Source organism: Acinetobacter albensis (assembly GCF_900095025.1).
GTDB lineage: Bacteria > Pseudomonadota > Gammaproteobacteria > Pseudomonadales > Moraxellaceae > Acinetobacter > Acinetobacter albensis.
On the sequence record NZ_FMBK01000007.1, the window covers coordinates 37408 to 61837 of the forward strand.

Below are 24430 nucleotides of genomic sequence, written 5' to 3' on the forward strand. Positions count from 1 at the left end.
AAAAAAGCGCCTTTAGGCGCTTTTTTTATTCGTTACTGCTGAATTAAGCTTCAGGAGCAGCGCTATATTGTTCTACCAAAGATTTTAATTCACCTTTTTGGAACATCTCTAAGATAATATCGCTACCACCGATTAATTCACCATTAATCCACAATTGTGGAAAAGTTGGCCAATTTGCGATTTTCGGCAAAATTGTGCGAATATCTTGGTTTTCCAAAATATTAACATAAGCAAATGGACGACCAATTTGACTGAGTGCTTCAACCGCACGTGCAGAGAAACCACATTGTGGGAATTGCGGTGTACCTTTCATATAAAGAAGGACAGCATGTTTTGCAATTTGGTCACGAATTAACGCTTCAGTATCGCGTACTTGTTCAGTCATTGATAAATCCTCAACTCATTTGCCTCGCATTATACCCAAAACTTAGCAAAACAGTATGACTAAAGCAATATTTCCAATTTTATTTACATTTAGGCTTTTATTCTGTAGCAGATTTTGCTTATATAAACTTTTACTCCCCTCCACCTAACAGATAAGAGTTAGTCATGAATAACATTACCCTTGCGCCCGTGCAACCTGATCAACCTTCACATTTGATGCCTGTATTTGGTCGTCAGTCGATCAGTTTTGTGCGTGGACGAGGTTCTTATCTTTATACAGAAGATGGCACTGAATATTTTGATGCACTTACAGGTATTGCCGTATGTGGTTTAGGTCATGCTCATCCGGTTATTGCACAAGCAATTGCAGATCAAGCTGCCACGCTTATTCATACCAGTAACTTATATGAAGTACCTTGGCAAACGGCAGCAGCACAAAAATTGGCTGAAGTTTCAGGGATGGAAGAAATTTTCTTCTCGAACAGTGGTGCAGAATCGAACGAAGGTGCGATTAAAATTGCGCGTAAATTTGGTTCAATGCAAGGGATCAGTCATCCAAAAATTATTGTCGCAGATCATTCTTTTCATGGCCGTACCATGGCAACTCTGTCGGCAACAGGGAACAAAAAAGTTCAAGAAGGTTTTGGACCTTTAGTTGAAGGTTTTATTCGTGTTCCTTTTGGTGATATTGAGGCCATTCAAGAAGCAGCAATTAACCATCCTGACATTGTGGCTATTTTTGTGGAACCCATTCAAGGCGAAGGCGGTGTGAATACTGCACCTCAAGGTTTTAGCTATTTGGAAGAAATTCGTCAAATCTGCAATCAACATAACTGGCTAATGATGTTAGATGAAGTTCAAACGGGTAATGGCCGTACTGGTCAATATTTTGCTTACCAGCACACCAATATTGTGCCTGACGTTTTAACCACAGCCAAAGGTTTAGGTAATGGTTTTCCAATTGGTGCGGTCATGACTCAAGGACGCGGTGTCGGTGTACTGACTGCTGGAAATCATGGTTCAACTTATAGCGGCACAGCATTGGGTTCACGCGTGGTTTATACAGTCATTGATCTGATTCAAAAAGACAATTTGGTTGAAAATGCAGCAAAAATGGGTGCATATATTGTCGAACAACTTAGACAACAACTGAGTGATCAAGAAATCACGGTTCGTGGTTTTGGATTAATGATTGGTATTGAATTACCAAAAGGATGTGCAGAACTGGTCAATACAGCACGTGATGAATATCACCTGATTATTAACGTGACTGCTGGTTCTGTGATTCGTCTCTTACCTACTTTGAATATCAACAAAGAACAGGCAGACTTGTTAATTGAACGTCTGGTCAAAATGATTAAGACTTTTTTAGCCTAATTTCGGCCGATTACAAGTAAAAAATAATGCCAGTCGGTATAAAACTTGACTGGCATTATTTGATTTAGAATATGGGTGCTGAGATACTTTTAAAATAAACGGATTACTATTCTGTATTCACTAGCATGATTAACATGTATTTAAAAATAATATATTTCAAAGTCGTATTAAAATTATAAATCTTTTATCTAAAAATAATTTATTCATATAAATAGTATAAATAATTTTCCCAAAATATTTGGAATTGCATAATTCCAAGTTAATCCCTTTTATGAAGCATCTTGATAAATCCTACCCCCAGGTAATTGACTAAAATACTGCTTGAGTGTCTCTATACAGCGATGGATTTTCATCGTTTGCTGCTCTCGCTTTGAAATAATGGCATATAAAGTAAAATGTGGCAGTTTCCACTCTGGTAAAACTTCGACCAAATGACCACTGACCAAATCTTTTTGTACATCCAAATATAATATCCGTGCAATGCCATGCCCTTGTTGACATAAAGCTTTGGTGACCAATACATTATTTGAAGACAAACGAGAATTCATATCTAAACTAATTATTTCACTGCTTACCGCATGCTGAAATGTAAAATTCTGAGAATTTTTCATGACATTGATGGGAATCAAATCATGATGTCTTAAATCCTCTGGATGCGAAATCGGTGCTGTATGATTCAAATAACTTGGCGAAGCCACCAAAATTTGTTCGGCTCTGGCTAGAGGAACAGCATGCAAATGAGTGTCTTCAATCTTTGAGGTCATACGTAATGCAATATCAATGCGACCATCGATTAGATCAATATATTGGTTATCGGCTTCTAAATGAACAGATAATCCACGATGAGCTGACATCCAGTGTGACAATGCAGGAATCACATGATTTGCACCCAACTCTGGTGTCGTGGCAATCCGTAAATCACCAACCAAGTCATCTCTTAATTCATTAATCCTGATTTTACCGCGCTCTGCAGCAGCCAGCATTTCTTGACAGCTGTGGAAAAAAGCTTGTCCAGCTTCAGTTAAACTCAATTTTCTTGTTGAACGATGTAAAAGTACAACTTCCATATCTTGTTCTAAAGAACGAATTTGCTGACTGACAGCACTGGTGGTGATACCTAAATCACGTGCTGCACCACTAAACGAGTTTTTTTCTACAACACAAGCAAACACACCCATTGCCCGAAGTTGATCTAACATAAACTCCCCCCTATTTTTATGCGATCATTTATCTTTTGATAAAATCAACTCATTGTATTATACGGTGAAATTTTTGAAATGCATTAGCATAATTTAACTAATTGGTAAGACCTTGGTCGGATCAATGGGTTTACCATCTAAACGTACTTGAAACTCTAACATGGTACGGCTAGCGCCACTTGAGCCCATTTCGGCAATTTTTTGACCTGCTGTCACATTTTGCCCACTGTTCACATTCATTTTACTGTTGTGTGCATAGGCCGTAATGTAGCCATCGATATGTTTAATCAGGATCAAATTACCATATTCTTTTAATCCGTCTGCGGCATATACCACTTGGCCATCTGCAGCAGCAAAAATTGCATCACCGACATTTCCGCCATAACGAATTCCTTTGACATTCGAAGCCAAATTAAAGTTTTGAAGGACGGCACCATTACTCGGCTTCACCCAACGCAAGGTAGACACTTTAGACGTTACAACGGGTGCAACAGGAATACTACTTACTGGTGCAGTGGTTTTAGGCAAAGTCGTTGGTACTTGAACCGTTTGACGTTGAATTGGTGCTGCTTGTGTCACTGCTTGAGTCGTACTACGGCGTGACCCAGTATCTTTTAGTCGTAAAGATTGACCCACATAAATTCGATAGGGTGATGCGATATCATTCATTTCCGCAACACTGACATAACCTAAACCATAACGTGCCGCGATTGCACTTAAGGTGTCACCAGAACGCACTGTATAATAGTCGGGTGCAGTCGCATAACGGGTGGTATTATTGATTTGTGGTTTTGATGCGCAACCACTTAAAACAACGGTCGAGATAACAGCTGTAGATAACACAATGGTTTTCAACAAGGCTGTGGGCATAGAAAATAAGCGATATTGTGACACCAAGTGCATTATTCATCCTCTCTTAATATATAAATGTATCTATTGATTTGCGCTAAGATTAACAAAAAAGTATATGAAAAATTCTTTCTGTTCTGTATTTTCACAAAGTTATAACACTACTCTAGATTATTTGGAAAACTGACTGTGCAAACTGGTTAAAATGTCATAATTTGTAGCATCCATTTGAATAGGCGTAATACTGACATAACCATTCGCAACCGCAAAAAAATCTGATTCTATTTCAGTGAAGCCTTTTTGCGGATCTGCTACGGCCTCTCCCGATAATCCAATCCAATAGACTTGACGACCACGCGGATCAACATGGCTAGTAATCGGCTTAGATTGGCTACGGCGTCCTTGATACGTTATTTTTGCCCCTTGAAATTTGGGTACATCTGGGATATTGATATTAAAAATATGGCGTGGTGGTAAAGTCGGTAAACCCGCAACAATAAAATCATGTACCCACTGTGCAGCAAGTTGATAATCTTTTGGATCATCATAAGCACGAACATTTGGCCCAGCGAGCGATACTGCAATTGCAGGTTGTTTCATCAGCCGTCCTTCAAATGCTGCTCCCACGGTTCCTGAATACAAAACATCATCGCCTAAATTTGCGCCGCTATTAATACCACTGACCACCAAGTCAAATTCAAAATCGAAAAGACCATTCATGGACAAATAAACACAATCGGCTGGCGTTCCATTCACAGCCCATACATCGGATGCGATTTTTATAGGTCGCAATGGTCGATCTAAAGTGAGAGCGCTAGAAAAACCGCTGCGCTCACTTTCAGGCGCAACCACGACGACTCGCCCTAATGGTGCCAAAGCCAAAGCAAGGGCCTGAATACCAGGAGCAAATACCCCATCATCATTGGCAATTAATATATTCACTTAAAAATCTCATCGAGTTAAAGAATGGCGGGTCAGAATATTTGATTGAATTATCTAAAGAATTATATATATTTAGTTTTCAATATCCATTCAATATATGTGATTTAATCATGATTAAAATGATCTCATTTCGTAGCCTAATGGGTTTAGGTTTGGCAGTATTTCTATCACAAGCAGTTTTAGCTGATGATAGTTTATCCATTGCCGAAGCTGACGCCATGATTAAAGAAGATCTTGCTTCAACGCAGGTTTTGATTGAAGTCTGCCCAACACTGAATGGTAAAAATGCAAAATTTGATCAGAATATTCAAAAAATCATTGAATCCCATTTAGAAAGCCATTCAAATAAATCAATGACTTTTGATAAAATTCAAAAAGATAGTGAATATCAGTCTTTTTTAAATGAAGCACGCCAAGCAGCAAAAGAAACCACTCAAGATGAACAAAAATCAGTGTGTAATGATGTTATCAACTACGAAGCATATTCTCAAAATATGAGTGAATAATTTTTTGCTTATTTAGGCTTATAAAAAAGAGTATAAAAATGGATATTTTTATACTCTTTTTAATTTGAATATTTTACTTTTATCATTTTATAACAATTTCAACAGCTTCAATACATTTAAGCACTTACAATTACGAAAAATTTCAGTAAGCTTGTTTTCATTGTTCCATTTTTTAAATACTTTAGTTAGGTTGGTTTAAATGAAATTATCTCGATTAAAATCGTTTTCTTTGGGTCTTGTTACCATGAGTATCATGGCAGCGTCTGTTACACATGCAGCTCAAAAAGATGAAAATATAGAAGTAACACCGACACAAGAAATTACCCAGCAAGAACTTGCAGCTATTTATGTATTATCTGAAGTTTGCCCGAAATTAGTGAAAGATGAAACTCAATTTGAGCAAGGTTATGCCAAATTGGCCCAAGAATATTTACCCAATGAAAAAAATGCGGTTTCTGCTTTATCAAAACTCAGTAAAGAAAGAAAATTTAAATCTATCTTAACTGAAGCACGAAATGATGCAAAAAAAGCAGGCGACACAAAAAACACAGCTATTTGCCAAGAGTTAGTGACATATAACCCTTAGTACAAAACGGTTACAATACTTTTTAAATAAGCCGATTTCACGGTAGAAGTCGGTCTAGCTTTATCCTAAAATGCTAGGCTCTTTGTGCTTATATCAAGATATTGGAACCACGTAGAATGACCCACAAAAGCGCCTTTGCTGCATTATTACTATTACCAAGTTTTACTTACGCAGCAACTTTATTATCTGCACCACCAGAACTCAATAATAAATCTTATGTTCTGATGGATTATGAGACAGGGCAAATTCTCGCATCGAAAAATGAAAATGAAAAATTAGCCCCTGCCTCAATGACCAAGATGATGACCAGTTATCTGATCGAACAAAAGTTATTAAGTGGTGATCTCACAGAAGATGAGAAAGTTCGTATGAACGAGTCTGCATGGTGCCGTGGTAGTAGTACGGAATCATGTATGTATGTGCCATTGAATGGAACTGCAACAGCTTTAGAAATGCTGCGTGGAATTATTATTCAATCAGGTAATGACGCGTCTAAAGCCATGGCAGAACATATTGCCGGTAATGAAGGTACCTTTGCTCACATGATGAATGTAGAAGCAAAACGTATTGGGATGAAAAATACTAACTTTATCAATTCAACAGGTATGCCAGCTGAAGGGCATTATTCAACTGCAAAAGATATGGCCGTTCTTGCGCAACATATCATCCATGACAGTTCAAAATATTATCCAATTTATTCTGAAAAAGAATTTACTTTTAACGGCATTAAACAGGGTAACCGTAATGCCCTGCTTTATACCGACCCAAGTGTAGATGGTTTAAAAACAGGTCACACCAACGAAGCAGGTTATTGTCTCACCACTTCTGCTAAACGTGGTCCAATGCGCTTAATTTCAGTGATTTTTGGTACCAACAGTATGAATGATCGTGCTTCACAAACACGTGAAATTTTGGCTTGGGGTTTTTCAAACTTTGAAACTGTAAAAGTTCAGTCTGCCAATCAAGTTTTGGCAAAAGCTAAAATTTGGTATGGTAAAGACAAAGAAGTTCAAATTGGTTTAGCTGAAAATTTCAATGTCACTATGCCTAAGGGTCAAGCCAATGCGATTAAAACGCAATTGGTGGTACAACCTAAACTCACTGCTCCACTTAAAAAAGGCCAAGTCATTGGTAAATATGTAGCGAGTCTTGATGGTAAAGTGATTTCTGAAAAACCTCTTGTTGCGCTTCAAGCTGTTGAAGAAGCGGGTTTCTTTTCAAAAATGTTAGATCATATTAAACAATTTTTTAGCAATTTATTTTAAGTTTAAAGTCATTCTCTAGTCTTAAGCAAAAGCATCTATAGTAAATATAGGTGCTTTTGCTTTTATACTCAGTTTAGTTTCACAACATTCTAGAAATTTTATGAAAAAGAATATTCGCCCTTATTTAAATCAAAGCCCACACATAAATGATCATTGTTATATTGATGAAATGTCTGTAGTCATTGGCGACGTTGTTCTCGGTGAAAATGTTTCGGTTTGGCCTTTTGCCGTGATTCGTGGTGATGTCAATTATATCAAAATTGGTAAAAACTCAAATGTGCAAGATCATTCTATGTTACATGTGAGTCATAAAAATGCAGCCAAACCGAATGGTTCACCGCTGATTATTGGCGAAGATGTCACCATCGGTCATCATGTGACTTTGCACGGTTGTACTGTGGGTAATCGAGTCTTAATTGGCATTAATACGATTGTTTTAGATGATGTGATTATTGAAGATGATGTCATGATCGGTGCAGGTAGTTTGGTGCCACCTCGTAAAGTCTTAAAAAGCGGTTATTTATATGTGGGAAGCCCAGTCCAGCAAGTTCGTCCACTGACTAAAAAAGAACTGGAATTTTTACCTTATTCAGCACAGAACTATGTGAAAGTTGCAGTGAATTATTTAGAAAGTTCTAAAACGTCCATCTAAGTGATATTTTTCTTCTTTATCAACATATTTTTTATTCGCTTCTCATTTCACTCAAAATACTATTTTGGGAGTTCTACTCAAATTTTAAAATGCATTGGGTGGTACTTTAAAAAAGCATTCACCATAGCCACCACGGCCTAAATTTTGTAGAATACTCTTTTTATTCCTTGGTGCTTTCAATGACCGCTTGGACTGCTCACGTTACTGTCGCAACTGTTGTCGAAAAAAATGGGAAATTCCTGTTTGTTGAAGAACATACTGAAGGTGTTACGCATAGTGTATTCAATCAGCCTGCGGGTCATGTTGAATGTGGTGAAACGCTGATTCAAGCCGCTATTCGTGAGACCATGGAAGAAACAGGCTATGAAGTCGAAATTGACTCCTTGCTCGGTATATATACCTATACCCCTCCCATGTTCCCCGATCGTACCTACTATCGTTTTTGCTTCTTAGCACATGAGTTGAAGCATCATTTAGATGCTAAGCTGGATATTGATATTATTGGTGCCGTTTGGATGACTTTAGATGAACTTATTGAGTCTGCACGTGCACGTAGCCCCTTGGTCATGAAAGCTGTAAAAGATGCTTTATCTGATCAAAAATATCCTTTATCGCTCGTTTATGAGCACCAAAACTCTCCTTTAATTTCAAACTTGGATGCTTAATCCTATGCAACAACGTGTCATCGTCGGTATGTCTGGTGGTGTAGATTCTTCTGTTTCTGCAGCACTTCTTCTTCAACAAGGATATCAAGTTGAAGGGCTTTTCATGAAAAATTGGGAAGAAGATGATGGCACGGAATATTGTACTGCCATGGAAGATTTAGCCGATGCACAAGCGGTCTGTGACAAAATTGGCATCAAACTGCATACCGCCAACTTTGCCATGGAATATTGGGATCGGGTATTTGAACATTTCTTGGCAGAATATGCTGCGGGTCGCACCCCAAATCCTGATATTTTATGCAATAAAGAAATTAAATTCCGCGCATTTTTAGACCATGCCATAAACCTCGGTGCAGATTTTATTGCCACTGGCCATTATTGCCGTCGCGGTAAAACCATGACGAACTCGCGTGGTGATGAATATTCACCTTTACTTCGTGGTGTGGACAGCAATAAAGACCAAACTTATTTTTTGCATGCTGTACATGGACGTGAAATTAACAAAACGTTGTTTCCTGTTGGTGAAATTGAAAAGCCTGAAGTACGTCGTATTGCAGAAGAACTGGGTCTAGCAACAGCCAAGAAAAAAGATTCAACTGGTATTTGCTTTATTGGCGAACGCCGTTTTAACGATTTCCTCAAACAATATCTCCCTGCTCAAGCGGGAAAAATTTTCCTCGATACAGGTAAAGAGGTTGGTGAACATCACGGCTTAATGTACTATACGCTCGGTCAACGTGGCGGCATTGGTTTAGGTGGACTTAAAGGCGAATCTGAAGGTGCATGGTTTGTTCTATACAAAGATATTGAAAACAATCGTTTGGTCATTGGTCAGGGTCATGAACATCCGTTGATGCAAAGTACTATACTTTGGAGTAAGACGATTGACTGGGTGGCAGGTGAGCAAGAGATTCCTGAAACAGGTTTTCGTTGTACAGCCAAAACGCGTTATCGCCAACCCGATCAACCTTGTGTCATTTATAAAGATGCGCTGGCACCCAATGCAATTCGCGTTGAATTTGATGAACCCCAACGTGCGGTCACGCCAGGTCAAAGCGTTGTATTTTATGCTGATGAAGTTTGTTTAGGTGGTGGTGTGATTCATCATACCAATGCACCAAAACCTGATTTTATTTAAAAGGAAGTGATAGGCATGGCTGAGTTACCCTTTCAACAGCCTCAAACTTTGAATATACGCCAAAATCGAGCTTTGGCGTTGGCAGCTGTGTTTCAGTCAACACAGTTGACCCATATGACGGCCATGTCGGGGCAACAAAGTATGGGCGAAAGTGGTGGTTTTTATTTACAGCAACTGATTAAAGCCAGCCTCAATATTCGCCCCACTGCAAATGAATCTTGCCAAACTCTGCATTTTTTTAATCAATTGGCCGATATTTCTCTCGGTTTAAAAACTTTAGAAAACAGTATTACCCAGCCTTTCAATACTTCTCCTAAATCGCGCTTACCGAAACTCTCTAATACAAAATTACCGATGAGTTATGCAATGGCGCTGCTGCAATTAGAAAAAAAAGTTTATAGCAATCCAAAATTCGTTGAAATAATTGAACAGTCACAACAGAAAATTCTGAAACAATTGTCTTTTTTTGACAATAATTATCTACATCCCAGTATTATTGCTAATCTTGCTCAAACTTACATTGAAACTGCTGGACAAATTAATCCACGCATTATGGTCAAAGGCAATGCACAAGCATTTAAAGATGCTTCTCACACCAATCGTATTCGTGCTTCCTTATTTACTGGCCTGCAAATGGCACACTTATGGCGTCAGTTGGGTGGCAGTTCATGGGGCATGATTTTCAGTAAGCGTAAGCTACTTCAAGATATTCAAGATCTCGCTCGTTTACAGTATCAGGTGGTTTAACTGATGCTATTCGGGCTTTGTTTTACGTTTAATTCCAAAGTTTAAGGAATCGCTATGAACGCTTTAACCGCACTTTCTCCATTAGATGGACGCTACGCAAGCAAATGTGATGCGCTTCGTCCTTTCCTCTCTGAGTTTGGTTTAATCCATGCTCGTGTGACTGTTGAGGTGCGTTGGTTACAAGCGCTTGCAAACCGTCCAGAAATTACTGAAGTTCCTGCTTTTTCAGCAGCAACCAATGCTGCTTTAGATGTAATCGTTACAGATTTTTCTGAAGATGATGCAAACCGTATTAAAGAGATTGAACGTACCACTAACCACGACGTAAAAGCGGTTGAATACTTCCTAAAAGAAAAAATTGCACATATTGATGAATTAAAAGATGCAGGTGAATTTATTCACTTTGCATGTACTTCTGAAGACATCAATAACTTGTCTCATGCCCTTATGTTAAAAAATGGTCGTGACGTTCTTGTTGCTTCTATGCAAAGCATTATCGATGCCATTGCGACTTTGGCTGAAACACATGCAGAACAAGCAATGTTGTCTCGTACACATGGTCAAACAGCAAGCCCAACCACTTTGGGTAAAGAAATGGCGAACGTGGCTTACCGCCTTGCTCGCCAGATCAAGCAATTTAACAATGTTGAGTTACTCGGTAAAATCAATGGCGCTGTAGGTAACTACAATGCGCATTATTCAGCATATCCAGATATTAACTGGCCTGCACATTCACAAGCATTTGTTGAATCTTTAGGTTTAGCATTTAATCCGTACACCACGCAAATTGAACCACATGATTACATGGCGGAACTTTTTGATGCGTTACGTCGCTTCAACACCATTTTGATCGACTTTAACCGTGACGTTTGGGGTTATATCTCTTTAGGTTTCTTCAAACAACGTTTGAAAGAAGGTGAAGTTGGTTCTTCAACGATGCCACATAAAGTCAACCCGATTGATTTTGAAAACTCTGAAGGTAACTTAGGTTTAGCCAATGCAGTATTGGCTCACTTGGGTGAAAAACTGCCTATTTCTCGCTGGCAGCGTGACTTAACTGACTCGACCGTGCTTCGTAACATGGGTGTTGGTTTTGCACAAAGCTTAATTGCATTTGATGCCTGCTTAAAAGGGATTGGTAAATTAGAGCTTAACGCTGCACGTATTGATGAAGATTTGGACCATGCTCAAGAAGTCTTGGCTGAACCGATTCAAACCGTTATGCGTCGTTACAACGTAGAAAAACCATACGAAAAATTAAAAGCCCTTACTCGCGGTCAAGCCATGACACGTGACATGATGGTAGATTTCGTAAATGGTCATGAGCTTGAAGTAGTGCCTGCTGCAGATCGTGCACGTCTCGCGACAATGACTCCTGCAACTTACACGGGTAATGCTGCGGATCAAGCCAAACAAATTAAAGATTTGATTGCTAAAATCTAATTAAATTTTAATACCAAAAAGCGAAGCTTCGGCTTCGCTTTTTCATTATCATTGCAATACTTTAGAGTTGAAAATAATAAGATGATTGAATATCAATTCAGCTTAAAACATTGGTTTGCACTTGGCTTCGTTTTATTTGCAACTATCATTGCAAGTATTCAGCCCCTCGAATTATCGTCTTATCTATTGCATCAGATTGGTACAGTATTAATGCTGATCGCGCTATTCATTTGTTTAAAAAAGATAGGACTGAATTATTCTAGCTTTCTTTTTTATCTTCTATTTTTACTGATTCATATTGTCGGTGCGCACTATCTTTATTCTTATGTACCTTATAATGACTGGCTCATAAAATTATTCAATTTTGATTTAAATCAAACGTTGGGTTGGTCACGGAATATGTACGATCGTCTGGTCCATCTTGCTTCAGGTTTATTACTTTACCCCATCTTCTATCGTCTATTTCAAGTTTGGTTACCTACATTAAAACCCTTCACACTTTTTCTTTTGGTCATTCAATTTGTCATGGCGACCAGCCTCATTTATGAATGGATCGAATGGAGCATTGCGATGGGTTTATCACCAGAGGAGGCAGAAAACTATAATGGACAGCAAGGAGATATTTGGGATGCGCACATGGATATGCTACTGGCGACTCTTGGCGCAATGCTTTCGGGTCTGATTTTTTTAATAAAAGCACCAAAGCCATCAGCACCAATTTAATAAAGTCTTTTTAGAATCATTTTATTTACGCTCAATCTATCCATTTTAAAATTTTCGATTCAGATAAATGCGTATTTTTCTGACGATCATATAATTCAAAGCAAACATACTCATCTTTATTTTGACGCGCCAAACTTTCATCAAACCGAAAATGGCGGAAATATTGAGAATGATCCAAGTGAACTGTAATTCGCTCAAAAGTCTTCTGGCTATGCCGTCCTCCAGTAGAATAGTTTTTATAATATTTCACAATACCGCAGGCTGTAGACACAGTAATGGTTTTATTATTATTTAAATATGCTCCATAACCAAAAATTAAAAATCCAGGAAGCATCAAGAGAAATGGGGCACCCGCTTTCCAATCATTTGGTTTAACCTGAGGAACAATATATAAAATGGCGTAGGTGGGCAATCCAACACTGCACATGATCCCCAAAACTATCAGAAACGTTGCCATCTTATTGCTAAACAATTGAATAATGATGAAATAATATTAGCATAAGCATTTAATAAAGTAATAAAAAAGCACACCGAAGTGTGCCTTAATTCTGAATCAGACTATTTGCTTAAAGTTTTGGATCTCTTATTTGAATCAAATTTGAATTGGCTTGAGTCAAAGTTTCCATCACTTTATTCATTACCGCAGGAATCAAACCATCCGCCATTTGTGCAGCTTGTAAGCCTAATTTTTCACCGAAAGTAGGTTTACGACGGGTATCAATCATATAGACATCATGCTGCGTCAATAAACTCAGTAAGTATTCATCTGAAGTTTGCAATTGATCAACTAAACTTAATTCAAGTGCATCTTTACCATACCAGTGCTCACCTGTTGCTACGAGTTCAACGTTGAGTTGTGGACGATATTTTTCAACAAAATGCTTAAATAGCTCGTGTGTTTGTTGCAATTCTTGTTCAAATTTGGCTTTACCTTCTTCAGTATTTTCACCAAACATGGTCACTGTACGTTTGTATTGACCCGCAGTATATAATTCAAAATCAATATTTTTTTCTTTCAATAAACGGTTAAAGTTTGGTATTTGCGCCACTACACCAATTGAACCCAGCACTGCAAAAGGGGCAGAAACAATTTCATTGGCAATACAGGCCATCATATATCCACCACTGGCTGCTACTTTATCGACACAAATCGTCAAGTTAAAACCAGCATCTCGCAAACGTACCAATTGTGCAGCAGCTAAACCATAGCTATGTACCATACCGCCTGGGCTTTCCAAACGAACAACAACACGGTCACGCCCTGCTTTTGCTGTCGCTAAAATAAGCGTAATTTCTTCTCTCAAATTTTCAACCGCAGATGCCGCTGTATCTCCTTTGAAATCGAGTACATAAACTTTTTGATTATTCTTTTTACGTAATCTTGTTTCCTTAGACAGTTGCTGAGCCAATTGTAATAGTTCAAATTTGCCCGCAGTAGTTTGCGCAATTTTTTTACGTTGTTCATTTACACGCGCATTTAAATGACTAATACGAATTTCGGCAGGTAATTTAGGCGTATGGAATAACATAGAAAATAATTTCTCTAATTGTATTTACTGTGATCTTTAACATGAGGCCTAATGCTCAAAAATTCAATATGAATTTTATAAATCCTCTAGCTTTCTGATTGCAATATATTGACTGCTCATGATCATTATTTTGAAAATAATATCTTGAAATATTGCGATCAACTTAAAAATGATTCCCCGCTAAATACAGGAACCGCATAAAAAAAGACTTCTGCACAATACAAAAGTCTATTTTTATTGCTGAGCAAGCGAAATAAATAATCCTTCAGCCGGCCTTATTTTTTTATTTTTATAATCAACATTTAAACTTAACCAAAACGGCCTGTAATGTAGGCTTCAGTTAATTGATGATCGGGTTGAGTAAATACTTTTTCAGTCGAGTTCACCTCAATTAAATCACCTAAATGAAAGTATGCTGTACGATCCGATACGCGTGCTGCTTGTTGCATCGAGTGAGTCACAATAGCAATCGTATATTGAGTTGAAAGTTCTGAAATCAGTTCTTCAATTTTTGCTGTTGCAATTGGGTCGAGTGCTGAGCAGGGTTCATCCATTAGAATCACTTCTGGACTCACCGCAATGGTACGTGCAATACATAAACGTTGTTGCTGACCACCGGACAAACCAGTACCCGGTTGGTTTAAACGGTCTTTGACCTCGTTCCAAAGTCCAGCTTTGTGTAGGCTGTTTTCAACAATTTCTTCAAGGTCATATTTATCACGTGCCAAACCATGAAGTTTAGGCCCATAGGCCACATTATCAAAAATAGATTTTGGGAAAGGATTTGGCTTTTGAAAAACCATACCAACTTGCGCACGAAGCAATACCACATCTAAGTTAGCATCATATAAATCTTGATTATCTAACATCACTTTACCCGTTACACGACATGAATCAATGGTGTCGTTCATACGGTTTAAAGTACGCAAGAATGTGGATTTACCACAACCGGATGGACCAATGAATGCAATGACTTCATTTTCATAGATATTTAAATCAATACCTTTGATTGCCTCTGCTTCACCATAATAAACATGTACATCTGAGGTACTCAATTTTACATTTGACGTTTCACTTTCTTTTTTAGTTGACGTCTGAGTATCAAATTGAGAAATAAATGAAGTACTTGGTCGTGCTTTATCTACTTCAGGAGCGGTAAATTGTTTCTGTTCTGGATTCACGGATTTATCCTGTTTTAAGGAATTTGTTTTTGACATAGCTGATTCAGTATTCATATATTGCCTCTCCTACCAACGAACTTCAAATTTCTTACGTAACCAAATAGCAAGACCATTCAAGCTCACCATCAATGCCAGTAATACAATAATCGCAGCTGCAGTACGCCCTTCAAAGAAGTTACGCAATTCATTACCTTGCCATAAGAAAATTTGTACAGGTAATGCCGTTGATTGATCAAACGGAGTAGCAGGTACACTTGCAACAAATGCACTCATACCAATCAGTAACAATGGCGCGGTTTCACCAAGTGCTTGGGCAACCCCAATAATTGCACCTGTTAAAATACCTGGAATCGCAAGAGGTAAAACATGATGAAAAACTGTTTGTACACGAGATGCACCCAAACCTAATGCTGCTTGACGAATCGAAGGCGGTACTGCTTTAAGCGAAGCACGTGTGGTAATAATTACAGTTGGGAGTGTCATGAGACTTAAAACCAAGCCACCTACCATTGGTGCTGAAATCGGTAAATGCATCCAGCCAATAAAAATAGCAGCACCGAGTAGACCAAAAACAATGGATGGTACAGCAGCCAAGTTATTAATATTGACTTCAATTACATCGGTAATAAAGTTTTTCGGTGCAAATTCTTCTAAGTAAATTGCAGATGCCACGCCAATTGGAATTGAGATAAAAATCACAATTAACATCATGAACAATGAGCCCATGAATGCACCAGCCAAACCAGAAGTTGCAGGTGAACTACGTGAATCTGGGTTGGTAAAAATGTTGGTGTTAAAGGTATTTTCAATCACACCTTTTGCCTTTAAATCATCAGCGATCTGACGAATTTCAGGGCTAAGTTGTTGCTGTTCATCTGGTAATGAACGATCAATGTTTCCTGCCAACCAAACATCTACATTTGCATCAGCCAAAATATTTAAATCTTTTTTCTGGCCTATTAATGCAGGATCTGCAAATACCATATCACGCAGACGATAACTTTCAGAACTGGTATATAAACTTCCAATCTCATCACTTTTTGATGCAATGCTCGGATCTTTCGCAATCAGACCATTTACAATAAGAGCATCCCAGTCAACCATGCCCATTTCAGATTGCCAAGCAATATAACGCTCTTGGAATTGTGCAGGAGATTCCCCTTGGCTTTGCGTCGGTTTTGGTCCTACGTTAATAATCGTCGGGTCAAAATAAACAGGCACGTTCATACTGCTTTGCCAAAATGCAGGTAAGCCTTTGATCAGGATACTGCCAAATAACAAAACGACGAAGAACAAACCAGTAATGACAGCAGAGAATCCAAAAAAACGGAACATTTTTTCTTTACGATGGCGCTTGGCCAAAGAACTTGAAATTTTCTGTTTACGTTTTTCGCGTAATTCAGCTGCAACGCGAGGATCTTGTACTTGATCCAGAGAAGATGTATTAGAAGTACTCATTCGTATTGCTCGCGATATTTACGCACAATAAACAGTGCAACAATGTTCAAACCTAAAGTAATCACAAATAAGGTTAAACCCAATGCAAATGCCACCAATGCTTGAGGGCTTGCAAAGTCTGTATCACCTGTGAGCTGATTGACAATCGTAATGGTCACCGTTGAAATGGCTTCAAGCGGATTTGCATGTAATAGCGGGCTATTCCCTGCTGCAAGTACCACAATCATGGTTTCGCCAATAGCACGGGAAGCTGCCAGTAAGAACGCCCCAATAATGCCGGGTAATGCTGCGGGTATCACCACTTGACGAATCGTTTCAGACTTCGTGGCACCCAATCCCAAAGAACCGTCACGTAAAGCACGGGGTACTTGAGTAATAATGTCATCTGAAAGTGAAGATACAAATGGAATAATCATGATCCCCATGACAAATCCTGCGGTTAAAGCACTGGTCGCATTAATTTCCAGACCAATTGTGGCACCCAACATTTTAAAGAATGGGCCAATAATCATCAGCGCAAATACGCCGTACACGATGGTTGGAATACCCGCTAAAACTTCAATGGTTGGTTTTGCCCAAGCACGAAAACTTGGTGGTGCATATTCAGCTAAATAAATTGCAATCATCAGACCGACAGGTACTGCAACCAATAAAGCAATACCACTCACCATTAAGGTACCCCATAAAAGTGGGAGTAAGCCATAACTTCCTTCAGCACTTCCTGAGGTACTAAATCCGGGATTCCATTCTGTACCAAAAAAGAAATCGAGTGGACTGACAAAGTCAAAGAAGCGCATTGCTTCGCTGAACATCGACATCACAATACCAATCGTGGTTAAAATTGCGACACCTGAACATAAAGCCAAAGCAATATTGATTGTTTTTTCAACTTGATTACGTGCACGATACTGCTGAGCAACATGTTTTTTTGCCCAAACCAATCCCACCAGTGCAGCGCAAATGACAACAGCTAATTTTGCAAAAGAGCTGATCGTTTCTATTTTTGCGAGTTCTCGTGCAGCTGCAACTTCATATACAGCCGCTTGATCGCTAACACCAAAACCTGAAGCAATGGCTTGAACGCGATCAATTAATACTTCAATACCTGCTTGATCGAGCGTTGCTGCGATATTTGCAGGAATATTACTTAAAACGACATGTCGTAGAATATTCGGCTCGACAATATTCCAAACCAATAAAACTAAAAAAGCAGGGATACCACACCATAGAGCAACCAATGCACCGTAATATCCTGGACGAGAGTGTAATTTCGCAGAATTATTTCCCTTACCTGCTAGATTACGGCTTTTCGATAACCCGATTTGATAGGCTACGGCAATCAATGCCAGTAAAACACCTATGAGTAGCAGATTCATGTATTCTCCACTGTTTTCTCAATTTTGATTATTTGAAAAAACTTGACTTAGCGCAAAAAGCCAATGGCAGATACTTCTGCCATTCGCTTTTTAACTTTGAATTACTTAACGGCTTTACCAGCTTTGAAGTTTGCAAGAACTTGTGCACGTTCTTTATCTGACATTGAAATCAGGCCTGCTTTTTCCAACTTAGAGCCTTTACCAGACACTTTTTTGCTGTTAAAGAATTCAGTAAATTCTTTTAAGCCTTTGATTGATTTAAGATGCTCACCTTTCACGTAAAAGAACAATGGACGTGATACAGGATAAGAACCATTCAAAATTGTTTTCTCAGATGGCGCTACATTATTTACAGTTGCTACACGCAATTTGTCACGATTTTGATCATAGAAACCTAAACCAAATACACCCACCGCATTTGGCGATGTTTTTAAACGTGCCAATGTTTCTGTGTAATCACCCGCAATTTCAATTACTTTACCGTCTTTACGGAAAGTAGAACATGCTTTCTTTTGTGCATCTTTATCTAAAGCTTTAATTGCTGCATATGCTTCACAACCAGCATCGACCATTTTCTCTTGGAACACTTCACGTGTACCGTGGTTTGATGCAGGAATAACCAAAGTAATTGCTTCATTTGGAAGAGATTTATCAATCTGGTTCCAACGCGTATATGGATTTGCAACCATTTTACCGTTTGAAGGAAGCTCAGCTGCCAATGCTGCAAATACATGTTGAGGACGTAGTTTATATGCAGCTTTAGTTGAATTAGACGCAAATACGATGCCGTCATAGCCTATTTTAATTTCTAATACTTGGCTTACACCGGCTTTTTTACAAGCTGCTAATTCAGTATCTTTAATTTTACGAGATGCATTGGCGATATCGATTGTGTTATCACCTACACCTTGACAGAATTGCTTTAAACCACCAGAAGTACCACCAGAGCCAACCACAGGTGTTTTAAACTGAGGAAAATTATTACCAAATTCTTCAGCGACAATACTTGCGTATGGTAAAACTGTTGAAGAACCAGCAATCTGGATCGTGTCACGAGCTGCATTTGCGGTTGTCGCTGCAACTGCCCCTGAAACTGCTAAAGCAAGTGCGATGTAATTTAAGCGCATTCTGTTCTCTCTTAATTTAGATGCAATTTGAAAGTCCGTAACTTTTTTATAAAGTTTTGTACTTTTTCGATAACAGCATTTTGATTTTATAATATGACAATCAAGTTACAGCTAGATGACGTTTTAATGATAATTGATTAAAGGCTTTTTATTGACTAAATAAATGATGTGAATGAGACGCTTATAGATTTTTTAAAAGCTTAAATTTTTATAATTAGTTTTTGGAAAATGTAACTATTCATTTAAATTTATTGAAACAAGCATTTTTATTGGTGTAATAACTGCCATTTTTATTCTAAATTTTAATCTTTAAATCCCTATAAATTCCATTTGGAAGCATTTATCCATACCCTTTAAATTTGTTGAATTAAAAAAAGAGGCTAAATTTAGCCTCTTTTTTAACGATACCAATTGGAAAGCGTATTCTATTTTTCAATCAGCAGTTTGAACAATGTTCAGGTCTTGATTTGGTTTTGACTGTTGATACTTAATTAGACTTACACAGAATAAAGCCAAGATTAATGGCCCGCCCAAGGCAAAAAAGTATCCCGTAACCCCATAACTATTCAGAATTAAGCCACCGATAGCCGAACCAATAATAGCACCCATCCGCCCCATACCAATTGCCCAACCTGTTGCAGTCGCACGGACTGTGGTCGGATATGCAGCAACTACCAAATAATTCAAGGCAAGTTGCTGTCCACCAATTCCAAATCCTGCCAAAGCAATCAAAATAAAGATATAAGCCCACTGTTGCGTTTCAATCAGCAAACCCAAACCTAAAACGATAGCCAAGCCAGTAATCAGCATAAAAGTTAAAATTTTAGCCGTATTCAATTTAGGCAACCAGTATGCCAGTGGCAAAGCAAATACAATAAATGCAGCATTTACAGTCACTGAGGCATAGGGCGCTTGATCTGCTGCAAGACCTGCTTGTTTCAGAATTGTTGGCAACCACGACAACAACATGAACCAAGCAATCCAGTTAAAAAAGTAAGTTCCCCATACCCCAAGCGTTGTACGTGCAAGCCCATTTTGAAACAAAACAGCCAATTTAGCTTTTTCAACTTGATTGGCTGGAATTTTTGGTTGATCTATTGGAATAAAATCAACAGGTTGAGGTGAAATTTTATTTAAAATTCTTTGAATAGTCGCATGGGATGACGCTTTAGAATTCTGCGCCAAATACTCTAATGATTCTGGTAATAAAAAATACAATATAAACAGCAAAATAAGGGGTAGAACTCCACCAATTAAATAAATCCCTTGCCAACCTAAAATAGGTAAAATTTTTGCTGCTAACAATCCACCACACATCGCACCCGCAGGTAAAGCCAACAATACGCAAGTGGTCACTGTACCTTTGTAACGTTGCGGCGAATATTCAGCAGCCAAAGCAAGTAAAACTGGAGTTGCACCGCCCATACCTAAACCTGCAATCAAGCGTAAGATAAATATTTGCTCAATATTGGTCACAAAGGCAGTACATAGGGTGGCAATAGAAAATATAGCTGTACAAAAAAGTAAGGTTTTTCTACGCCCTAATTTATCTCCCAACAAACCTAACAGCATGGCGCCAATCGTCATACCCACGATGCCAGCAGTTAGAATAGGTGCCAAAGCACCTGCTTGTAAATTAAAATGTTCTAATAAAGCAGGCGCAGTAAACGCCACTGCTTGAGTATCAAAGCCATCAAATAAGGCAATTGCAAAACAGAGCAATATCACCATCCATTGATAACGCGATATTCGTTGATCTATTACTTGTTTAATTAATGATTTTTCATTTGAAATAGATTCCATATTTCTAGTCTTCATCCATGATGATCAGACCACTTTAAAACCCTATAACATGCGGGTCAAACACTTATAAAGTATGTATTTATGCATGATAGTGAAAGTTTTAAATATTTATAGATAAAAAAAAGAGGTCTGAATAGACCTCTTTTTTATACAACCATGACATTAATCAAGCGCTGTCACATAGCTACCATCAGCAATTGCATCTTTAATACGATCTGCTTCTGCTAACACAAGTTTCAGCAAAGATTTTACGTTGTCTAAAGTTGCAACTGGACTTAAAGTGGTCATTTTCAATGATTGATTTTGACCCACTTTTGTTACACCAATATTCGCTTCGCCACGTGCAAACAATTCATCTGCTACGTTTTGATTCAATGTATCCAGTAACTCTGTTGGATACCCTTCAGGAATCACACGGAACAATACTGAGGCAAATTGTGGATCAACCAACATTTCTAAACCATCAGTTGTATTGATGTAGTCAGCCACTTCACGCGTCAATTTCACACCATGGTCAATCATTGAACCATAAAGTTCCTCACCTAATGCTTCAACGGTCATCCATAATTTTAATGCATCAAAACGGCGTGTCGTCTGTAATGACTTAGACACCAGATTCGGCACACCATGTTCTTCATCATACGCAGAGTTTAAATACTCAGCCTCATAATGCATAAAACGATAATTGGCTTCATCTTTAAGTAAGAATGCACCGCACGAAATGGTTTGGAAATAATGCTTATGAAAATCAAGTGTAATCGAGTCAGACAACTCAATACCATCTAACATGTCACGATAGTCATTTGAAAGAATAAGTGCACCACCCCATGCCGCATCAATATGCATCCACGCGCCATATTTATTAGTGATTTCACGTACTTTTTTCAATGGATCAATTGCGCCAGCATCAGTTGTACCCGCAGTCGCAACTACGCATGCTACGATTTTACCTGCTGCCTGAAGATCAGCCATGGTTTTATCCAAAGCATCCATATCCATTTGTGCATTTTTGTTCACAGGAACAGTCACAACCGACTGGAAACCCATGCCCATCATCGCCATATTCTTTTGCACAGAAAAGTGTGCATTTTCAGAACAAATGACTTTGACATTGCGCATGGCATCCGCAGGAATACCATCACGCTGAACAGACCACGGCTGACCGTTTTCGTCTTTCCAGTTTTTAGCAATACATGCATCACGTGCGAGCAATACACCCATCAAGTTTGACTGCGTACCACCAGAAGTAAACACACCGGCTTGACCAGCACCATAGCCAACTTTTTGGCGTAGCCAGTCAATCAGCTGTACTTCCATCAAAGAACCCGCAGGACTTTGATCCCAAGAGTCCATGGATTGATTGGTTGCGTTAATCAGTACTTCCGCAATTTGGCTCGTCACCATCGTTGGACAATGCAAATGCGCAAGAGAATGCGGATGATGTACTTTTAAGCTTTTATTTAAGAAAAGCTCCACCATACGATCAAGTGATTTTTGCACCCCCATTCCATCTTTCGAAGGATTGAATGCAATTGCACTACGCAACTCTTTAATGCTACCGCCAGTGTACATTTTGTCATTTTGTAACCATGCAGAAACGGCATTAACCGCTTCACCCATTGCTGACTGATAGTCAGCAATAGATTGTGCATCATTACAGAATAAAGCTTTACGATGTTCTGCAAAATCAACCATTATGCGCCTCGAGTTGCTACAAGTGCTTCAGCAAGTGCTTTCTTGAAACGAGCAACCGCTTCAATACACTCCTCATGGGTAATGATCAACGGACAAAGTAAACGAATCACTGTACCGTTACGACCACCCTTTTCCAACAATAGTTTGTTGTCAAAGCAAGCAGCTTGAATTGCAGCAGCCAACTGACCATCACCAGGTAATGAACCCATGTGGTCTGCCTTTTGACGTTCATCTACAATTTCAACACCTAGCATTAAACCACGACCACGTACGTTACCAATACATGGAAATTCTACTGCTAACTTTTTAAACTCAGCTTGTAGGAAATCACCACGTTCTTGGGCATTTTGTGCCAAGTTTTGCTCTTTAATCGTGTTAATCGTTGCAAGCCCTGTACCCATCGCCAATTGGTTACCACGGAATGTACCCGTGTGACCTGCTGGCTGCCATGCATCAAACTTACGCTTAATACCCAGTACTGCAAGCGGTAAACTACCACCTACTGCTTTAGACATAACCACGACATCAGGCTCAATCCCAGCATGCTCAAAAGCAAACATTTTGCCTGAACGCGCAAAACCGGCTTGAACTTCGTCAAGAATCAGCACGATGTTGTGTTTTTCAGTCACTTCACGAATTTTTTTCAACCATTTGGTCGGTGCAGTCACGACACCACCTTCTCCTTGAATCGCTTCAAGAATCACGGCTGCAGGCTTAGTTACACCACTTTCTACATCTTCAATAAAATTTTCGAAGTAATACGTTAAGGCATCTACTCCCGCTTCGCCGCCTAAACCCAGTGGGCAACGATATTCATGTGGATAAGGCATGAACTGTACGCCTGGCATGAGACCATTCACTGAGTTTTTAGCAGATAAATTACCAGTCATGGCTAAAGCACCATGCGTCATACCGTGATAACCGCCAGAGAAGCTGATCACTGTATTACGACCTGTATAGGTCTTGGCTAATTTAATGGCTGCTTCTGTACCATCTGCACCAGATGGACCACAGAACTGTAAACAATACTCAGCCTTACCACCCGGTAACTGCTCAAGTAAAGCTTCAGTAAAAGCATCTTTTAAAGGCGTTGTTAAATCCAAAGTATGCAATGGGAGACCACTTGCAAGTGTATCTTGAATACTTTGAATCACTGCAGGATGATTATGGCCCAAAGCCAAAGTTCCTGCACCAGCCAAACAATCGAGGTACTCTGTACCTTCAACATCAGTAACCCAACAGCCTAAAGCTTTTGCTATTGCCAACGGTAATTTACGTGGATAGCTACGAACATTAGATTCCATCTGACTTTGGCGAGTCAAATAGTATTCGTTAGTAGAATTAGGGGCAGGATTTACAGAAGAAACGCTCATATCGAATTACCATCTCTGATATGGGTTGAAAGAAATAAGTCGGGTGACTTTTGGTCTGTTGACTCGGTGCTTTATAGGTTCTAGTCAGACTTAATTTTGTTTGCCATGACTAGAGGGCGGATGATACCGAATTTTGATGGAAAATAAACAACTTTCGATATTTTTATATCCTAATTTCATCGAAAAAATTTTAGGATAATCTGTAGGTTGAATTATCATCTTACATTGTGACAGGAGAAAGAAAACCTTATTTTTTTATGCTTTTATTAAGCAAATGATAGAATAAAATAAAAATATATTTATAATTCAACCTAAGATATTCATTTATTTAACATTTTATCATTCATAAATCTTTATCGATTTTAATTTATTTTTACAATCCCACCACAAAGTCTACTGAAATTCACCATAA

General features: G+C 38.7%; 23 protein-coding genes. 10 read left to right on the forward strand and 13 right to left on the reverse strand.

All coding sequences use genetic code 11. From position 1 onward, the window contains the following. Positions 1-43 precede the first annotated feature (43 nt). Positions 44-385: a Grx4 family monothiol glutaredoxin gene (gene grxD / locus GA0116959_RS06865; RefSeq protein ID WP_053578242.1), complete on the reverse strand. Its 342-nt coding sequence runs from the start codon at positions 383-385 to the stop codon at positions 44-46. A 164-nt stretch (positions 386-549) separates the two neighbouring features. On the opposite strand from grxD, the gene GA0116959_RS06870 reads away from it, so the two are divergent. Continuing rightward, the gene (locus GA0116959_RS06870) at positions 550-1761 is read left to right on the forward strand and encodes an aspartate aminotransferase family protein (protein WP_053578243.1); all 1212 of its coding nucleotides are present in this window, start codon (positions 550-552) and stop codon (positions 1759-1761) included. Positions 1762-2030: 269 nt separating this feature from the next. Here GA0116959_RS06870 and GA0116959_RS06875 read toward each other — a convergent pair whose 3' ends face one another. From GA0116959_RS06875 to surE, 3 genes are all read right to left on the reverse strand, one after another. After that, positions 2031-2960, reverse strand: a complete 930-nt coding sequence (locus GA0116959_RS06875; RefSeq protein ID WP_053578244.1) for a LysR family transcriptional regulator — start codon at positions 2958-2960, stop codon at positions 2031-2033. Between the two features lie 93 nt (positions 2961-3053). After that, positions 3054-3863 (reverse strand): peptidoglycan DD-metalloendopeptidase family protein, encoded by an 810-nt coding sequence (locus GA0116959_RS06880; RefSeq protein ID WP_092719773.1) that lies wholly within the window; start codon positions 3861-3863, stop codon positions 3054-3056. Positions 3864-3980: 117 nt separating this feature from the next. After that, entirely contained in the window at positions 3981-4751 is a 771-nt protein-coding gene (gene surE, locus GA0116959_RS06885) for a 5'/3'-nucleotidase SurE (protein WP_053578246.1), read from the reverse strand. Positions 4752-4861: 110 nt separating this feature from the next. On the opposite strand from surE, the gene GA0116959_RS06890 reads away from it, so the two are divergent. From GA0116959_RS06890 to GA0116959_RS06930, 9 genes are all read left to right on the forward strand, one after another. Beyond that, on the forward strand, positions 4862-5257 hold the full coding sequence (locus tag GA0116959_RS06890; protein WP_092719775.1) for an MCR_0457 family protein: 396 nt from the start codon (positions 4862-4864) through the stop codon (positions 5255-5257). Between the two features lie 199 nt (positions 5258-5456). After that, positions 5457-5843, forward strand: a complete 387-nt coding sequence (locus GA0116959_RS06895) for an MCR_0457 family protein (protein ID WP_053578248.1) — start codon at positions 5457-5459, stop codon at positions 5841-5843. 116 nt (positions 5844-5959) lie between these two features. Continuing rightward, positions 5960-7108 carry a D-alanyl-D-alanine carboxypeptidase PBP5/6 gene (dacC, locus tag GA0116959_RS06900; RefSeq protein WP_092719777.1) on the forward strand — a complete coding sequence of 383 codons (1149 nt, stop codon included), beginning with the start codon at positions 5960-5962 and terminating at the stop codon, positions 7106-7108. A gap of 100 nt (positions 7109-7208) precedes the next feature. Continuing rightward, on the forward strand, positions 7209-7760 hold the full coding sequence (locus GA0116959_RS06905; protein WP_092719779.1) for a gamma carbonic anhydrase family protein: 552 nt from the start codon (positions 7209-7211) through the stop codon (positions 7758-7760). Positions 7761-7939: 179 nt separating this feature from the next. Then, on the forward strand, positions 7940-8425 hold the full coding sequence (locus GA0116959_RS06910) for an NUDIX hydrolase (RefSeq protein WP_092719781.1): 486 nt from the start codon (positions 7940-7942) through the stop codon (positions 8423-8425). A gap of 4 nt (positions 8426-8429) precedes the next feature. Beyond that, positions 8430-9563 (forward strand): tRNA 2-thiouridine(34) synthase MnmA, encoded by a 1134-nt coding sequence (gene mnmA, locus GA0116959_RS06915; protein WP_092719958.1) that lies wholly within the window; start codon positions 8430-8432, stop codon positions 9561-9563. Positions 9564-9578: 15 nt separating this feature from the next. Then, positions 9579-10310, forward strand: coding sequence for a high frequency lysogenization protein HflD (hflD, locus tag GA0116959_RS06920; protein ID WP_092719783.1), 732 nt, complete (start codon positions 9579-9581; stop codon positions 10308-10310). A 54-nt stretch (positions 10311-10364) separates the two neighbouring features. Continuing rightward, positions 10365-11753 carry an adenylosuccinate lyase gene (gene purB, locus GA0116959_RS06925; protein WP_092719785.1) on the forward strand — a complete coding sequence of 463 codons (1389 nt, stop codon included), beginning with the start codon at positions 10365-10367 and terminating at the stop codon, positions 11751-11753. An 81-nt stretch (positions 11754-11834) separates the two neighbouring features. Then, positions 11835-12476, forward strand: a complete 642-nt coding sequence (locus tag GA0116959_RS06930) for a DUF2238 domain-containing protein (RefSeq protein WP_092719787.1) — start codon at positions 11835-11837, stop codon at positions 12474-12476. A gap of 31 nt (positions 12477-12507) precedes the next feature. Here the strand turns inward: GA0116959_RS06930 and GA0116959_RS06935 are convergent, their stop codons facing one another. The 9 genes from GA0116959_RS06935 to GA0116959_RS06975 all read right to left on the reverse strand — a co-directional run bounded on the left by GA0116959_RS06935 (position 12508) and on the right by GA0116959_RS06975 (position 24018). Continuing rightward, on the reverse strand, positions 12508-12903 hold the full coding sequence (locus GA0116959_RS06935; RefSeq protein WP_092719789.1) for a hypothetical protein: 396 nt from the start codon (positions 12901-12903) through the stop codon (positions 12508-12510). A 139-nt stretch (positions 12904-13042) separates the two neighbouring features. Next, the gene (gene sohB, locus GA0116959_RS06940; RefSeq protein ID WP_053578256.1) at positions 13043-14005 is read right to left on the reverse strand and encodes a protease SohB; all 963 of its coding nucleotides are present in this window, start codon (positions 14003-14005) and stop codon (positions 13043-13045) included. Positions 14006-14313: 308 nt separating this feature from the next. Continuing rightward, the gene (gene pstB / locus GA0116959_RS06945) at positions 14314-15240 is read right to left on the reverse strand and encodes a phosphate ABC transporter ATP-binding protein PstB (RefSeq protein ID WP_053578257.1); all 927 of its coding nucleotides are present in this window, start codon (positions 15238-15240) and stop codon (positions 14314-14316) included. Positions 15241-15252: 12 nt separating this feature from the next. After that, positions 15253-16644, reverse strand: a complete 1392-nt coding sequence (gene pstA / locus GA0116959_RS06950; RefSeq protein ID WP_092719791.1) for a phosphate ABC transporter permease PstA — start codon at positions 16642-16644, stop codon at positions 15253-15255. Then, the gene (gene pstC, locus GA0116959_RS06955; RefSeq protein ID WP_053578259.1) at positions 16641-18020 is read right to left on the reverse strand and encodes a phosphate ABC transporter permease subunit PstC; all 1380 of its coding nucleotides are present in this window, start codon (positions 18018-18020) and stop codon (positions 16641-16643) included. Before pstC ends, pstA begins: the two co-directional genes overlap by 4 nt. A gap of 101 nt (positions 18021-18121) precedes the next feature. Continuing rightward, positions 18122-19147, reverse strand: a complete 1026-nt coding sequence (locus GA0116959_RS06960) for a substrate-binding domain-containing protein (protein WP_053578260.1) — start codon at positions 19145-19147, stop codon at positions 18122-18124. Positions 19148-19579: 432 nt separating this feature from the next. Then, positions 19580-20950, reverse strand: coding sequence for an MFS transporter (locus GA0116959_RS06965; RefSeq protein ID WP_092719793.1), 1371 nt, complete (start codon positions 20948-20950; stop codon positions 19580-19582). 162 nt (positions 20951-21112) lie between these two features. Continuing rightward, on the reverse strand, positions 21113-22645 hold the full coding sequence (locus GA0116959_RS06970; RefSeq protein ID WP_092719794.1) for a pyridoxal phosphate-dependent decarboxylase family protein: 1533 nt from the start codon (positions 22643-22645) through the stop codon (positions 21113-21115). Next, complete coding sequence (locus GA0116959_RS06975; RefSeq protein ID WP_053578263.1) at positions 22645-24018, reverse strand: diaminobutyrate--2-oxoglutarate transaminase; 1374 nt, start codon at positions 24016-24018, stop codon at positions 22645-22647. Before GA0116959_RS06975 ends, GA0116959_RS06970 begins: the two co-directional genes overlap by 1 nt. Positions 24019-24430: the final 412 nt, after the last annotated feature.